Below are 13,917 nucleotides of genomic sequence, written 5' to 3'. Positions count from 1 at the left end.
GGGGAGAAATATGTGTAAAAATATCAAACATTGTTCCCTCGGCAGTCTGGAAACGTATGATACAGGAAAGAAGGCATTTACAATTCCAGTCAGGCAAAATATAATTTTTATATTGTGAGAAAAAAGAGCTGACATTCGTTTTGCCAGACGGAGGGAGATCAAATCGTAATGGATATTCGAACAATCACGTCTTCAGATTATGAAATGGTAACGTCTGTAATGAATGAATGGTGGGGCGGCAGACAGCTGAAAGAAAAATTGCCGAGATTATTTTTTGAGCATTTTCAAGACACAAGCTTTATCACATCTGAACATAACAGCATGACCGGATTTTTAATCGGATTTCAATCGCAATCGGACCCTGGAACGGCATACATCCATTTTTCCGGTGTGCATCCGGATTTCAGAAAAATGCAAATTGGTAAACAATTATACGATGTATTTATTGAAACAGTAAAACAAAGAGGCTGCACCCGGGTAAAGTGCGTCACTTCACCGGTGAATAAGGTATCAATCGCGTATCACACAAAATTGGGTTTTGACATTAAAAAGGGCACCAAAACGGTAAATGGCATCTCAGTGTTTGCAAACTACGATGGCCCGGGCCAAGACAGGGTACTGTTTGTCAAAAACATATGAAGGGGGAAATATGATGGATTTTTTATCAAAAACACCTGAGCCTCCTTACTATGCGGTCATTTTTTCTTCTGTCAAAAGTGAAAATGATACAGGATATGGAGAAACAGCGGAACGGATGGTATCACTTGCGGCGGGTCAGCCCGGATTTTTAGGCGTCGAAAGCGTTCGTGAAGCGGATGGAAGAGGCATAACGGTTTCCTACTGGGACAGTATGAATGCAATTAACCACTGGAAGCATCACACTGAACATCAAGCGGCAAAAGAAAAAGGAAAAAGCGTTTGGTACGAGTCGTATGCAGTCCGCGTCACAAAAGTCGAGAGGCAGCGGCTGTTTTCAGGAGATCACGAATGATTGAATTTCTTCAGCATAAGGAAGACATCACAGCGCGTGAGATTATTGCCGTACAGCAGCCCGCCTACATAAAAGAAGCAGAGCTAATCGGTTTTGACGGTATTCCCGCCTTACAAGAGAAGGCAAAGGATATTCAAGCATCTCATGAACAGTTTGCGGGATATCGGAAAGACGGCAGACTGATCGGTGTCATTTCATATGAGAAAAACATGCATCATCTAACGATTTGCAGGCTTGTTGTGCATCCCGACGGTTTCAGAAAAGGGATTGGACGAGCACTTCTGCAATTTGTCATTGCTCAAAACGAAGACGCTGAGAAAATCGAGGTAGTCACAGCCGAGAAAAATAAACCAGCCGTGTCGCTCTATACACAGGCGGGATTTCAGAAGGTCGAAACTGTGAAAGCGACGGAGGGTCTTTTGCTGTCTGTCTTTTATTTGTATCCGAAAAGAAATGTTAAAGTCATTCACTACAATGAAAAATGGGCGGAACTTTTCAGTGAAGAAAAGGAGCGGCTGAAGCTTGTGTTCGGACCGGAGATCATTGCTGTTCATCATATCGGAAGCACATCGATACCGGATATGGCGGCAAAGCCAATCATTGATATGTTAATTGAAGTCAGAAGCATTGAAGCTGTGAGCCAATATGATACACAAATGAAGTCAATCGGCTATACACCGAAAGGAGAAAACGGCATAGCTGGGAGGCGTTATTTCCAAAAGGGCGGAAATAAACGCACTCATCATGTCCATATGTACGAAAAAGGGAATCCTGCAATAAAAAGGCATCTGTTATTCAGAGATTATCTCCGGGCTCATCCAGAAGTAGCGAAAGAATACGCCGTTCTCAAAAAACGGCTGGCGGCCCAGCATCCGAACAGCATCCATCAGTACATACAAGGGAAAGATGATTGGATCAAGACTGCAGAAGAAAATGCGAAGCGCTGGAAAGAGGGCAGAAACAATGCGAATGGAAGCGTTGTATGCTACAATAGCGAAAATGATGAAAACGGGGGTCTCACCTTATGAACATACATGTGACAGATGCAGCAAAACAGGCACTGCAGCAGGCGTTTGACGCCAACCCGGGAAAAAAAGCCCAGCTTCGTTACGATGCAGAAGGATGCGGCTGCGCGGTAAGCGGTGTACCGACAATCTGGCTGGCAGAAGAATTAACAGGACAGTGCGAGCAGCTGGAAACGAACGGCATCCCGCTTTATATCCAATCGTCGCAAAAAGTGTTTTTTGACGATCAAATGACGATCGATTACAATGAAAAAGCCAAAACGCTGGCGCTGAAAAGCCCGGCTGAAATGCTCAGCCCCAGAATGAGCATATTAGTAAAGTAGGGAGACACGAAACGTGGAACAAAAGCTGAAGTCAATGAAGAACACAGCACAGAATAAAACGTGGGTATCCTTCCTGAATCAAAACCATCCCTATACCTTGCTCCACTGGTCAATCGGAGGAGCAGAATCCATCAAGAAAGATGTTTGGCTATTGCAGGATGAAATGACATTCGAAACGCAGGAGTTTACAACGATAGATCTTGCGATTGAATGGATCAGAGAAAATATGGATGGCATTACCGACGTTTTATGAAATGGAAAAAGCGAAAGAGCCGAAGGGGCCTTTCGCTTTTTTATTCTGTTGAATCTTTCATTTTATCTAAAAACTCCTTCACCGTTTTTCGGTATGTGTCCCGGTTTTTTGTATACGACATGGCGTGTTCACCGTTCTCGGCAATATACAGCGTCTTCAGTCCGGGTTTCTTTTCATACAACCGTTCGGTTGAAGAAACCGGAATATAGTCATCATCCTTACTGTGAATAAAGAGGACCGGTTTTTCAATTTTATCAATGACAGCAAGCGGAGAAACTTCGCGTGCGCGATAGCCCCCCCTCAGCTTTAAAAAGAAGTCGGTGATGGGGAGCAGCGGCCAAGCCGGGAGCCTGTATTCCGCTTTCAGCCGATAGGCAAGCTGTTCATCAAAACGTGCGAATGGGCAATCGGCAATATAAAAATCAGCGCCATCATCACAGTGTTCACCAGCGTAAAGCAGGGCAGTCGCAGCTCCCATTGATTCGCCGTGAATTCCGATCAATCCGCGATGATCTGTTTTGTTCTTGACCCAGCTGACAACCTCGCTGAGATCATCCTTTTCATAAAACCCGTAGCTAGTCGTCTTTCCGCCGCTTTGTCCGTGCCGGCGATGGTCATAAACAATCACATTCCAGCCAAGATCAAGAAATAAATGCATATATTTAAGAGAATTCAGCACATTCATCGTCACCCCGTGACAGATGATGATGGTGTTTGGTGTGTCATGCGGTGCGACATGGTATCCTTTTATATCATACCCGTAAGCGGATGGTATCACAAAAGCGGTTTTCTCCATTCGTTCAAATGATTCAAACACATCATGTCCGTCGTCTGTCTCTCTTTTGATAATGTCTTCATCTGTCTTTTTCCTGATAAACAGAATTATATTTGAAAAAACAACTCCGATTGCAATAACAGCGGTTAAGAGAGCGCCAATGGCCAAAAGGATTTTCTTCAAAAGTCACAGCACCTTTCAACTAAATACAGGAAATTTATATTTGAAATCATTATACCTAAATAGTGCTGTGCTGATCAAAAAAGTTTTCAGAAGAGAGTCCGCTTGTTCAGTCTGTATGCTCCGTGATAAACTGGCCTCAAAACAAAACACGGGGGAAGCGTACATGAAAAAACAAAAATCCGCTGACAAACACCAGTTAAAAGACGACCTTCAATCCGACATCAAAGCAAAACTTATGGAGATGAAGAGCCAATTGAAGGAAGAGGATGAAAAGAGGCAGGAAAGAGAAAAAGCAGAACAGATCAGAAAGAAAAAAGAGATCGAAAAAAACAAAAGCTTTGAAGAACTCCTTAATGAAAGCCAAATGGATTGGCATCAATATAAATAAACCAGCACCCATACAGGGTGCTGGTTTTTCTGTTATGAGCGGTGCGCTTCGTAAACGTCTTGTTTCGTATGAGATTGGAGCGCTTTGATTTCCTCTTCGCTTAAACGCCGTGCGTTTGCAGCCTGAACGTTTTCCCGTAACTGCTCAATCTTACTGGCGCCTGTAATTACTGAGGCGACAGCCGGCTGTGCTAATAGATACTGCAGTGATTTTTCTGTCATGGAAAGATCGGGAGCAACATTCTCCATCGCCTTGCGGGCATGTGTTAATTCCTCAAACGAATAGGACAGGTATCCCTTTTGTTTGATGCTGTCCGCCGCTTGTTCAAGCGGTTTTTCAGTTAAGAGCCCTTTGGCAACTGGACCTCTGGCGACAACGCTGATTTGATGTTCCTCTAAAAGCGAAAGCCATTCCTCAGGGCGTCTGTCAAACAGGCTGTATTGCATCATAATACTGACGATGTTTGATTTTTTTACATATTCTTTGATCACATTCGGGCGGATAGAAGAAATGCCGTAGTAACGGATCACGCCTTCTTGTTTTAATTCCTCAAACGCTTCAATTGTTTCGTCAATGTTGTCCTCTATCGTGCCGCCGTGAAGCTGATAAAGGTCGATATAATCCGTTTTCAGCCGCGTAAGGCTCTTTTTTACTGCTTCTTTTATGTAAACTTTTGAAGCGTCCCAATACCAACCTTCGCTTTCGTCATTCCAGCGGTTTCCCGCTTTCGTTGCCAAAATAATATCCTGGCGTCTGTTTTGGATCGCATCACCGACGATTTCTTCGTTGCGTCCGCGATCATACAAATCTGCTGTGTCCAAATAGTTGATCCCAAGCTCGATGGCTTCATCCAGAATGGACAAAGCTTTGTTTTTGTCAGTTCCAAGAGACATACAGCCGAGTCCGACTTCGCTTATTTCTAAATCAGATGTACCCAGTTTGCGCTTTCTCATGTGCACACTCCTTTTTTTAGGCTTTGTATTGACCGTAATATAAAGGAGCTTAAGTTTCAACTTTTACGGCTTAGAGACCCAATCTTTCACATATTGGAATGTGCGTCCGTACTCCTTTAACTTCGCCCGAATCTCCCATGCTTTTCCGACTAAGATAACACCTTTTGCCATACGGTGCACTTTCACGAAGAAGCCCCCTTTTCTCTAGTATGATAAAATGTATGGGGCATCATATAGAGACAGAACGGGAGATGGAGAAATGAAACCATTAGAAGAAAAAACAATTGCCAAAGAACAAATTTTTTCAGGTAAAGTCATTGATCTTTATGTAGAGGACGTCGAATTGCCAAACGGCAAAGCGAGTAAACGTGAAATTGTGAAACACCCTGGAGCTGTAGCGATATTAGCTGTCACGGATGAAGGGAAAATCGTCATGGTGAAACAATTCCGTAAGCCGCTTGAACGGACGATCGTTGAAATTCCGGCCGGCAAGCTTGAAAAAGGAGAGGAGCCGGAGTATACGGCACTTCGGGAGCTTGAAGAGGAGACGGGTTATACAGCGAAAAAACTGACAAAAATCACTGCGTTTTATACTTCGCCTGGCTTTGCTGATGAAATCGTTCACGTGTTTCTTGCTGAAGAGCTTTCTGCACTCGAAGAAAAACGGGAGCTTGATGAGGACGAGTTTGTTGAAGTGATGGAGGTGACGCTTGAAGAGGCGCTGAAGCTGGTTGAATCGCGTGAAGTATATGATGCTAAAACAGCCTATGCGATCCAGTATCTTCAACTGAAAGAAGCGCTCCAAGCACAAAAATGAAAAAGATTTACGCGGATTTGCACATTCATATCGGCCGGACCTTTACGGGAAGGGCTGTCAAAATAACAGGCGCCAAAACACTGACGCTGGACCGAATTTTGGTTGAAGCCAGTGAACATAAAGGGATTGAACTTTTTGGTATTATTGACTGTCATTCTCCGGAAGTCATCCTGGAGCTTGAGGAAGGCATTTCATCCGGAAAATATCGTGAGCTTGACGGCGGTGGGATTCGCTACCGCAGCACGACTCTTTTGTTGGGGAGCGAGCTGGAGATCTATGATGAAGCCTGCAGCGGGCCAATCCATGTGCTCGTCTTTATGCCGACGCTGGCCGATATGAAACAGTTTTCAAACTGGCTGTCAGCGCGGCTGAAAAATATTCATTTAAGCTCCCAGCGGATATATGAAACGGGCTTGAACCTGCAAAAAAAAGTGAAGGAAATGGGCGGGCTGTTTATCCCCGCCCATATCTTTACACCGCATAAAAGCTTATATGGAAAAGGGGTTAAATCAAGCTTAACCGAGGTTTTTGATCCCTCTATGATAGATGCGGTGGAGCTTGGGCTAAGCTGTGATACAGACATGGCTTCCCACGTATCTGAATTGAATCAGTATCCTTTTTTAACAAATTCTGATGCGCATTCGTTAGGGAAAATCGGCAGAGAATATAATGAACTATATGTACAGTCAGCTGATTTTACTGAATTTGCTCTTGCATTAAGAGGACAGGGTGACAGAACAATTGCCGCAAATTACGGCTTGGACCCGCTATTGGGGAAATATTATCAGACGGCTTGTGAAGCGTGCGGAGAACCTGCAGTGAGCGGGGAAACGGCGTGCGCGAATTGCGGAAATGCCAGATTTACCAAGGGAGTCAGCGAAAGATTGCGTGAATTGAGTGATCAGGCTGAAGTTCGCGTCTCGCGTCCGCGATATGTTCATCAGGTCCCGCTGCAATTTGTTCCGGGTGTCGGTCCGAAAACGCTGGACAAACTAAAAAAAGCCTTCGGAACAGAAATGGCTGTTCTTCATGAGGCTGCAGAAGAAGATTTGGCTCGCGTTGTCCCGCCGAAAACCGCGGCGCTTATTGTAAAAGCGAGATCCGGAAAGCTGGAATTGAAAGCCGGAGGAGGAGGAACTTACGGAAAAATTAAACCGTGAGTTAAAAATTAACTCAGTTCCTCCTGTACTTTTCTTTTTGTCCGGATAAAGGTGATCAGCTGGATGATTTCGTCTTCACTCAGCGGCTTGCCATCAACAGAAATGTGAAAGTCAAGACTGCTCCACGTGGTCAATTCAATGGTCTGAGGGGCAGTCTGCTTTTGTTTCTCGCGGCCCAAAAGTTCATCACACGTTGTGTCAAAGAGATCAGCCAGCATGGCAAGTGCCTCAAGCGAAGGCCGGCGGTAGCCTGACTCGTAGCCGGCATATGTGCTTTTTGCGATACCCAGAAGGTCAGCTGTATATTGAAGCGACCAATTTTTCTTTTTTCTCAATTCAGTTAAACGATCTAGATTCATGAACTTCCGCTCCTTTTTCACCTTGAGCTGATTATATCATATAGGTATTAGGAAGTGTACGCGAATTGAATAATAATGTCTTGCGTATTTTATTTTCCGTGTCTATAATTGCATTAAAAGTATGCGAAAAGCGAATACCTTCTCGCAACCCATCTTTAGATACAGTGAAGAGGTGCATGGTATGAAAAAATTATTGATGTTGACAACTGGGGGAACGATTGCTTCAGTTGAAGGGGAAAATGGGCTGGCTCCCGGAGTCAAGGCTGATGAATTATTAAGTTACGTATCAAAACTTGATAACGATTACACGATGGAAACTCAGTCGCTTATGAATATAGACAGCACCAATATGCAGCCTGAATACTGGGTGGAAATAGCAGATGCCGTTAAGGAAAATTATGATGCCTATGACGGATTTGTTATTACTCACGGTACAGATACAATGGCCTACACATCTGCCGCATTATCGTATATGCTGCAGCATGCCAAAAAACCGATTGTCATCACTGGCTCGCAGATCCCGATCACGTTCCAAAAAACGGACGCCAAAAAAAATATCACAGACGCCATTCGCTTTGCCTGTGAAGGCGTGGGCGGCGTTTATGTTGTGTTTGACGGCAGAGTCATTCAAGGAACGCGTGCGATCAAATTAAGAACGAAAAGCTACGACGCATTTGAAAGCATCAATTACCCATATATCGCTTTTATCAATGAAGACGGGATCGAATACAACAAACAAGTAACGGAACCTGAGAATGACACTTTCACAGTTGATACTTCACTATGCACAGATGTATGTCTGCTGAAGCTGCATCCGGGCTTAAAGCCTGAAATGTTTGATGCTCTGAAAAGCATGTACAAAGGAATTGTCATTGAGAGCTATGGCAGCGGAGGCGTGCCGTTTGAAGGCAGAGACATTTTGTCAAAAATGAATGAGCTGATTGAAAGCGGCATCGTCGTCGTGATCACGACTCAATGTCTGGAAGAAGGGGAAGACATGAGCATTTACGAGGTCGGCCGCAGAGTCAACCAAGACTTAATTATCCGATCCAGAAATATGAACACAGAAGCAATCGTGCCAAAATTGATGTGGGCACTCGGCCAGTCTTCGGATCTTCCTGTCGTCAAGAGAATTATGGAAACGCCGATTGCTGATGACGTTGTCCTGTAAAATGTCAGAAACCATAACCAACAAAGAGAAAGTAGGTTAAAGATTATGTTAAACGGCCAAAAAGAATACCGCGTGGAAAAAGACTTCCTTGGGGAAAAACAAATTGAAGCGGATGTTTATTACGGAATCCAGACGCTCCGTGCTTCTGAAAACTTCCCGATTACGGGATACAAGATCCATGAAGAAATGATTAACGCGCTGGCGATTGTAAAAAAAGCTGCGGCTCTTGCCAACATGGACGTGAAACGGCTGTATGAAGGAATTGGCCAAGCTATCGTACAAGCCGCTGACGAGATTCTGGAAGGCAAATGGCACGATCAGTTTATCGTCGATCCGATTCAGGGCGGTGCCGGAACTTCTATGAACATGAATGCGAATGAGGTTATCGGAAACCGGGCGCTTGAAATCATGGGGCATAAAAAGGGAGACTATATCCATTTAAGCCCAAACACACATGTGAATATGTCACAGTCGACAAACGATGTGTTCCCGACTGCGATTCATATTTCCACATTGAATCTCTTGGAAAAACTGCTGAAAACAATGGAAGACATGCATAGTGTGTTCAAACAAAAAGCACAGGAGTTTGATTCTGTTATAAAAATGGGACGGACACACCTGCAAGACGCTGTTCCGATTCGTCTTGGCCAGGAATTCGAAGCATACAGCCGTGTTCTCGAGCGTGATATCAAACGAATCAAGCAATCGCGCCAGCATCTGTATGAAGTCAACATGGGCGCAACTGCTGTCGGTACAGGCCTGAACGCAGATCCTGAATATATCAAACAGGTTGTGAAGCACCTTGCTGATATCAGCGGGCTTCCTCTTGTCGGAGCTGATCACCTTGTTGATGCCACACAAAATACGGATGCCTATACAGAGGTATCAGCAGCATTAAAAGTCTGCATGATGAACATGTCGAAGATCGCAAACGACCTTCGCTTAATGGCATCAGGCCCGCGCGCCGGACTTGCGGAAATTACTCTGCCAGCACGTCAGCCGGGATCATCCATTATGCCAGGCAAAGTCAATCCGGTGATGGCGGAGCTGATCAACCAAATTGCGTTCCAGGTCATTGGAAATGACAATACTATCTGCCTTGCTTCTGAAGCCGGCCAGCTTGAATTGAACGTCATGGAGCCAGTGCTTGTCTTTAATTTGCTTCAATCCATCAGCATCATGAACAACGGCTTCCGTTCGTTCACTGACTATTGCTTAAAAGGCATCGAGGCCAACGAAAAACGCTTGAAGCAATACGTGGAAAAAAGCGCAGGAGTGATCACTGCAGTAAATCCGCATCTTGGATATGAAGCGGCTGCCCGAATCGCAAGGGAAGCGATTATGACAGGCCAATCAGTCCGTGATCTTTGCCTGCAGCATGATGTGCTGACAGAAGAAGAATTGGATATTATTTTAAATCCATATGAGATGACAAAACCAGGGATTGCAGGGAAAGAACTATTAGAAAAATAAAATTTGAACAAAATACAGCTTATTCATCTCCGGATAGTCGGATGAATAAGCTGTTTACAACATAGGGATGAGGAAGTATAGTATACGTGTTGTACTATTTATTGAAAGCGTTTTAGCTTTTTACATGAAGGGGGACTTCTTTTGAAGGATGTAAGACTGCCAACACTATTCGAAATTATTATTGTACTAGGATCATTTTTAGCACTTGTCATGTCGTTTACAGTCTTTTTAGACTTGCCGATACAGCTTGCGCTCTTCATTTCCTGGTTTATTGCAATGATTCTCGGTATCAGACTCGGTTATTCTTATAAAGATATGCAAAATGCAATTCTGCATGGAATATCAAACGGCCTTGAAGCCGTTCTGATTCTCGTTTCAGTGGGGGCGCTCATTGGAACATGGATTGCCGGAGGCGTTGTGCCGACACTGATTTATTACGGATTAGAATTTATTCACCCTAGTATCTTTTTACTGGCCACGTTAATTATTTGTTCAATCATGTCTGTAGCTACAGGAACGTCTTGGGGAACAGTCGGAACTGCCGGCATCGCCATGATCGCAATTGGAGAAGGATTGGGAATTCCGCTTCCTCTTGTGGCGGGAGCTATCCTTTCAGGCGCTTATTTCGGGGACAAGCTGTCTCCTCTCTCTGACAGTACAGTTCTGGCTTCCTCACTATCAAAAGTCGATGTATTGGACCACGTGAGAGCAATGCTTTATTTATCAATACCTGCATATGTGATTACGGCAATTTTATTTACAATTACCGGCTTTATGTACGGCGGGAAAAATATTGATCTTGACAAAGTGGAATTCTTGAAATCATCTTTGCAAAATACGTTTGACATTCATATTTGGATGCTGATCCCGGCTGTCGTCGTTATTGTTTTATTGGCGATGAAAAAGCCGTCTATGCCGGTTATCGTAATCGGTGCTTTGCTTGGCGCAATCTGGGCAGCTGTTTTCCAAGGCATGAATATTGCGGATGCGATTGCTACAGCGTACAACGGATTTTCTATTAAAACAGATGTTGAATTTTTGAACGGCCTGTTAAACCGCGGCGGAATTGTCGGAATGCTCAGTTCCCTTGTCGTGATTATCTTTGGCCTTGGTTTTGGCGGACTGCTTGAGAAACTCGGAGTGCTAAAAGTCATTGTCTCTATGTTTGAAAAGAAATTAACATCACCGGGCAATGTCACTTTGTCTACGCTGATTGTAGCGTTTTTAGCGAACATCTTCGGCTGTGCGATGTATGTATCCCTTATTTTGACTCCGAAGATTATGGAAGACAGCTATGATCGATTACATCTGGACAGAAGAGTGTTGTCGCGTAATGCAGAGGTCGGGGGAACATTGACTTCAGGTATGGTTCCTTGGTCTGATAACGGTATTTACATGGCTGGTATTTTAGGTGTTTCTACCTTCTCTTATCTGCCGTTTATGTGGCTCAGTTTTGTTGCAATAGGTCTTGCAATTATCTATGGTTATACAGGAAAATTTATATGGTATACGAAAAACAATACAGTTAAAGCCGAAAAACTAGGCTAATAGGGGAGGATCACTGAATGATAGCGAAACACATGATTCGGACACTGATGATCGAAACGCCTTCGGTTCCCGGAAATCTTGGAAGGGTGGCTACGGCAATCGGCCTTCTGGGCGGGGATATTGGTGAAGTGGAGACGGTAAAAGTCGGACCCAATTACACAATGCGGAATATTACCGTTCAAGTGGAGAATGAAGAACAGCTTCAGGAAGTGATCGCGGCTGTACAGGCCCTGGGAGAAGGGATCAGGCTTCACACCGTATCTGATGAAGTCCTGTCCGCACATGAAGGCGGAAAAATCCAAATGAAAAGCAAAATGCCGATCCGCTCATTGGCAGAGCTCGGGCGTGTCTATACACCAGGTGTTGCAGACGTGTGCCGTCTGATTGAAAAAGAACCTGAAAAAGCTTCTATTTATACAACGATCAGCAACTCTGTTGCGATTGTGACAGATGGAACGGCAATTCTCGGTCTTGGGAATATCGGCTCTGTCGCAGGCATGCCTGTCATGGAAGGAAAGGCTGCTTTATTTGATCAGCTGGCGGGTATTAGCGGCATTCCGATATTGCTTGATACGAGTGACCCTGAAGAAATCATCAAAACGGTAAAGCATATTTCTCCAGGTTTTAACGGCATCCTGCTTGAGGATATCGGCTCGCCGCATTGCTTCGAAATCGAGGACCGCCTAAAAGAGGAGCTGAACATCCCTGTTATGCACGATGATCAGCATGGTACAGCTGTTGTGACGCTGGCAGCTGCCATCTCGGCATGTAGGAGTGCGGGTGTTGACCTGAAAGAAGCGAAAGTGGGGCAAATCGGTCTGGGCGCAGCAGGCGTTGCCATCTGCCGGATGTTTATGGCCTATGGCGTGAAAGCTGTTTACGGCACAGACAAATCAGAGGCAGCAATGGACCGTCTCGAACAATACGGCGGACAGGCAGTTTCCAGCATCGAGGAGCTCATGGAAGTATGTGACATTGTCGTTGCAACAACGGGAGTTCCAGGGTTAATAAAACCAGCATTTGTACGCTCTGGCCAGGTGATTTTGGCTTTATCAAATCCGAAGCCGGAAATTGAACCGGAGGCCGCGCTGCAGGCTGGCGCCGCATATGCAGCGGACGGACGTTCTGTTAATAATGTGCTTGGCTTCCCGGGTATTTTCAGAGGAGCGCTCAACGCAAAAAGCAAGGAGATCAATCATGATATGCTTGTCGCAGCAGCAGAGGCCATCGCAGCCTGCACAAAACAAGGCGATGTAGTCCCTCAGCCGCTTGATTCAAAAGTCCATCATGAGGTAGCAGCTGCGGTCGAGCACGCAGCTCTTACAGCAGTTAAATAAATGAAGTCAAACAGCACCTGGCATAACAGGTGCTGTTTTTTTCTCATCATGTGTTCATTTTTGCTATAATTGCTGTGAAAATAAATAAGGGAGTGATCAGCATGGCAAAAAGCCGAGCGAAAAAGAAGCGGGAGCATCTGTTGAGAAATGGCGGACGTGATGTTTTATTATCAAGAGGAGGCGCACCATCGTTCAGCACGCATGAAAGAATGACAAAAAGCAAAAAAGAGATTTTGAATAAGAAAAAGCATAGGAATCCTTATGATCATACAGCATTTGATGATAAGGATTTTTTTGTGCCCACAAAAGCCGCCTAGCATCCTTCTCTATCGTTTCTTTTTGAAAAAGAGCATGTTTTTCCGTTTCTTTCATACAATCTATTAAATCAAATCACTAGAACGGACGGGAGGAAACGGTATGCGAAAAATCTCTTATAAAGACATGTTTCTCAGACATGTCAAAGATCATCTCTCTCTTTATATATTTGTCTCAGTGCTGTTTTTCATGGGTGTCATTTTTGGCGCAATTATTGTCAACAGCATGACCATCAGCCAGAAGGAAGATTTATATTACTATTTAAGCCAATTTTTTGGACAGCTTTCGGATGGAAAACAGGCAAGTTCATCTGATATGTTTGGGCAAAGTATCTTTCATAATGTAAAGTATTTAGGGCTGATGTGGATATTGGGGATTTCCGTCATTGGGATGCCGATTATTTTTATCATGATCTTTCTAAAAGGAATCGTCGTCGGTTTTACTGTCGGATTTCTCGTCAATCAGATGGGAATCAGCGGTTTTTTCTTATCCTTTGTCTCCGTTTTGCCGCAAAATGTACTGCTTATTCCGGCTTATCTCATTATGGGCACGTGTGCGATTGCGTTTTCTTTAAAGTTAATCAGGCAGCTGTTCGTTAAACGAAGCCTGCATGACGCGCCGATTCAATGGTTCGGGCGATATGCCTTTGTGCTTCTGGTCATTCTGTTTTTAGCGATGATCTCATCCCTCTTTGAAGCATATTTATCTCCTGTATTAATGGAAAAGCTTACATTGAGACTTTTTTAAAATAATTATTAAGAAAAAATCGTTTTATTTATCAGTTTATAATAATTATAGTTGGAACTCTGCGCGTATTTTGTTATAATGAGTCATGGAATGCGGCGT

Annotated in this window: 17 protein-coding genes and 1 pseudogene; 14 read left to right on the top strand and 4 right to left on the bottom strand. The window is 44.2% G+C overall.

What is annotated here, in order from left to right; all coding sequences use genetic code 11:
• Positions 1-168: 168 nt before the first annotated feature.
• The 5 genes and pseudogenes from BSI_RS16455 to BSI_RS16475 all read left to right on the top strand — a co-directional run bounded on the left by BSI_RS16455 (position 169) and on the right by BSI_RS16475 (position 2,592).
• Positions 169-639, top strand: a complete 471-nt coding sequence (locus BSI_RS16455; RefSeq protein WP_003236770.1) for a GNAT family N-acetyltransferase — start codon at positions 169-171, stop codon at positions 637-639.
• Positions 640-649: 10 nt separating this feature from the next.
• Positions 650-995 (top strand): annotated as a pseudogene (locus BSI_RS16460) (antibiotic biosynthesis monooxygenase family protein).
• Positions 988-2,019, top strand: coding sequence for a bifunctional GNAT family N-acetyltransferase/GrpB family protein (locus BSI_RS16465; RefSeq protein WP_003236768.1), 1,032 nt, complete (start codon positions 988-990; stop codon positions 2,017-2,019). The pseudogene BSI_RS16460 and the gene BSI_RS16465 overlap by 8 nt, the downstream one beginning before the upstream one ends.
• Positions 2,016-2,339 (top strand): iron-sulfur cluster biosynthesis family protein, encoded by a 324-nt coding sequence (locus BSI_RS16470; RefSeq protein WP_003226552.1) that lies wholly within the window; start codon positions 2,016-2,018, stop codon positions 2,337-2,339. Before BSI_RS16465 ends, BSI_RS16470 begins: the two co-directional genes overlap by 4 nt.
• A gap of 13 nt (positions 2,340-2,352) precedes the next feature.
• The gene (locus BSI_RS16475; protein WP_003236767.1) at positions 2,353-2,592 is read left to right on the top strand and encodes a YqkC family protein; all 240 of its coding nucleotides are present in this window, start codon (positions 2,353-2,355) and stop codon (positions 2,590-2,592) included.
• 40 nt (positions 2,593-2,632) lie between these two features.
• On the opposite strand, the gene BSI_RS16480 is transcribed toward BSI_RS16475, so the two are convergent.
• Positions 2,633-3,550: an alpha/beta hydrolase gene (locus BSI_RS16480; protein ID WP_003236766.1), complete on the bottom strand. Its 918-nt coding sequence runs from the start codon at positions 3,548-3,550 to the stop codon at positions 2,633-2,635.
• Between the two features lie 163 nt (positions 3,551-3,713).
• On the opposite strand from BSI_RS16480, the gene BSI_RS16485 reads away from it, so the two are divergent.
• Positions 3,714-3,938, top strand: coding sequence for a YqkE family protein (locus tag BSI_RS16485; protein WP_003236765.1), 225 nt, complete (start codon positions 3,714-3,716; stop codon positions 3,936-3,938).
• A gap of 32 nt (positions 3,939-3,970) precedes the next feature.
• On the opposite strand, the gene BSI_RS16490 is transcribed toward BSI_RS16485, so the two are convergent.
• A complete protein-coding gene (locus BSI_RS16490) occupies positions 3,971-4,891 on the bottom strand; it encodes an aldo/keto reductase (protein WP_003236764.1) in 921 nt (306 codons plus the stop codon).
• Between the two features lie 63 nt (positions 4,892-4,954).
• Positions 4,955-5,077 carry a Z-ring formation inhibitor MciZ gene (gene mciZ, locus BSI_RS16495; protein ID WP_003236763.1) on the bottom strand — a complete coding sequence of 41 codons (123 nt, stop codon included), beginning with the start codon at positions 5,075-5,077 and terminating at the stop codon, positions 4,955-4,957.
• Positions 5,078-5,150: 73 nt separating this feature from the next.
• Here mciZ and nudF point away from each other — a divergent pair, with 73 nt between their 5' ends.
• Entirely contained in the window at positions 5,151-5,708 is a 558-nt protein-coding gene (gene nudF, locus BSI_RS16500; RefSeq protein ID WP_003236762.1) for an ADP-ribose pyrophosphatase, read from the top strand.
• The gene (locus BSI_RS16505) at positions 5,705-6,868 is read left to right on the top strand and encodes a TIGR00375 family protein (RefSeq protein WP_003236760.1); all 1,164 of its coding nucleotides are present in this window, start codon (positions 5,705-5,707) and stop codon (positions 6,866-6,868) included. The genes nudF and BSI_RS16505 overlap by 4 nt, the downstream gene beginning before the upstream one ends.
• Before the next feature lie 8 nt (positions 6,869-6,876).
• Here the strand turns inward: BSI_RS16505 and ansR are convergent, their stop codons facing one another.
• A complete protein-coding gene (ansR, locus tag BSI_RS16510; RefSeq protein WP_003236759.1) occupies positions 6,877-7,227 on the bottom strand; it encodes an HTH-type transcriptional regulator AnsR in 351 nt (116 codons plus the stop codon).
• Positions 7,228-7,408: 181 nt separating this feature from the next.
• Here ansR and ansA point away from each other — a divergent pair, with 181 nt between their 5' ends.
• The 6 genes from ansA (at position 7,409) to spoIIM (ending at position 13,818) form a co-directional block, all read left to right on the top strand.
• Positions 7,409-8,398, top strand: coding sequence for an asparaginase (ansA, locus tag BSI_RS16515; RefSeq protein ID WP_003236757.1), 990 nt, complete (start codon positions 7,409-7,411; stop codon positions 8,396-8,398).
• A gap of 45 nt (positions 8,399-8,443) precedes the next feature.
• A complete protein-coding gene (gene aspA, locus BSI_RS16520) occupies positions 8,444-9,871 on the top strand; it encodes an aspartate ammonia-lyase (protein WP_003236755.1) in 1,428 nt (475 codons plus the stop codon).
• A 141-nt stretch (positions 9,872-10,012) separates the two neighbouring features.
• Positions 10,013-11,419: a malate-H+/Na+-lactate antiporter MleN gene (gene mleN / locus BSI_RS16525; RefSeq protein ID WP_003236753.1), complete on the top strand. Its 1,407-nt coding sequence runs from the start codon at positions 10,013-10,015 to the stop codon at positions 11,417-11,419.
• Between the two features lie 17 nt (positions 11,420-11,436).
• Positions 11,437-12,756, top strand: coding sequence for an NAD-dependent malic enzyme (locus BSI_RS16530; protein WP_003236751.1), 1,320 nt, complete (start codon positions 11,437-11,439; stop codon positions 12,754-12,756).
• A 101-nt stretch (positions 12,757-12,857) separates the two neighbouring features.
• The gene (brfA, locus tag BSI_RS16535; protein WP_003236749.1) at positions 12,858-13,073 is read left to right on the top strand and encodes a ribosome rescue factor BrfA; all 216 of its coding nucleotides are present in this window, start codon (positions 12,858-12,860) and stop codon (positions 13,071-13,073) included.
• A gap of 100 nt (positions 13,074-13,173) precedes the next feature.
• Positions 13,174-13,818: a stage II sporulation protein M gene (spoIIM, locus tag BSI_RS16540; RefSeq protein WP_003236747.1), complete on the top strand. Its 645-nt coding sequence runs from the start codon at positions 13,174-13,176 to the stop codon at positions 13,816-13,818.
• Positions 13,819-13,917: the final 99 nt, after the last annotated feature.

Source organism: Bacillus inaquosorum KCTC 13429, from assembly GCF_000332645.1.
Classification (GTDB): Bacteria; Bacillota; Bacilli; order Bacillales; family Bacillaceae; genus Bacillus; species Bacillus inaquosorum.
This window is presented reverse-complemented; position numbering and strand designations above follow the sequence as displayed.

Excerpts from the sequence above, each read along its gene's own strand:
- ansR (WP_003236759.1), bottom strand. The coding sequence starts at position 7,227 with ATGAATCTAGATCGTTTAACTGAATTGAGAAAAAAGAAAAATTGGTCG.
- BSI_RS16485 (WP_003236765.1), top strand. The coding sequence starts at position 3,714 with ATGAAAAAACAAAAATCCGCTGACAAACACCAGTTAAAAGACGACCTT.
- ansA (WP_003236757.1), top strand. The coding sequence starts at position 7,409 with ATGAAAAAATTATTGATGTTGACAACTGGGGGAACGATTGCTTCAGTT.
- aspA (WP_003236755.1), top strand. The coding sequence starts at position 8,444 with ATGTTAAACGGCCAAAAAGAATACCGCGTGGAAAAAGACTTCCTTGGG.
- BSI_RS16490 (WP_003236764.1), bottom strand. The coding sequence starts at position 4,891 with ATGAGAAAGCGCAAACTGGGTACATCTGATTTAGAAATAAGCGAAGTC.
- nudF (WP_003236762.1), top strand. The coding sequence starts at position 5,151 with ATGAAACCATTAGAAGAAAAAACAATTGCCAAAGAACAAATTTTTTCA.
- spoIIM (WP_003236747.1), top strand. The coding sequence starts at position 13,174 with ATGCGAAAAATCTCTTATAAAGACATGTTTCTCAGACATGTCAAAGAT.
- BSI_RS16465 (WP_003236768.1), top strand. The coding sequence starts at position 988 with ATGATTGAATTTCTTCAGCATAAGGAAGACATCACAGCGCGTGAGATT.
- BSI_RS16505 (WP_003236760.1), top strand. The coding sequence starts at position 5,705 with ATGAAAAAGATTTACGCGGATTTGCACATTCATATCGGCCGGACCTTT.
- BSI_RS16455 (WP_003236770.1), top strand. The coding sequence starts at position 169 with ATGGATATTCGAACAATCACGTCTTCAGATTATGAAATGGTAACGTCT.
- brfA (WP_003236749.1), top strand. The coding sequence starts at position 12,858 with ATGGCAAAAAGCCGAGCGAAAAAGAAGCGGGAGCATCTGTTGAGAAAT.
- BSI_RS16470 (WP_003226552.1), top strand. The coding sequence starts at position 2,016 with ATGAACATACATGTGACAGATGCAGCAAAACAGGCACTGCAGCAGGCG.
- BSI_RS16530 (WP_003236751.1), top strand. The coding sequence starts at position 11,437 with ATGATAGCGAAACACATGATTCGGACACTGATGATCGAAACGCCTTCG.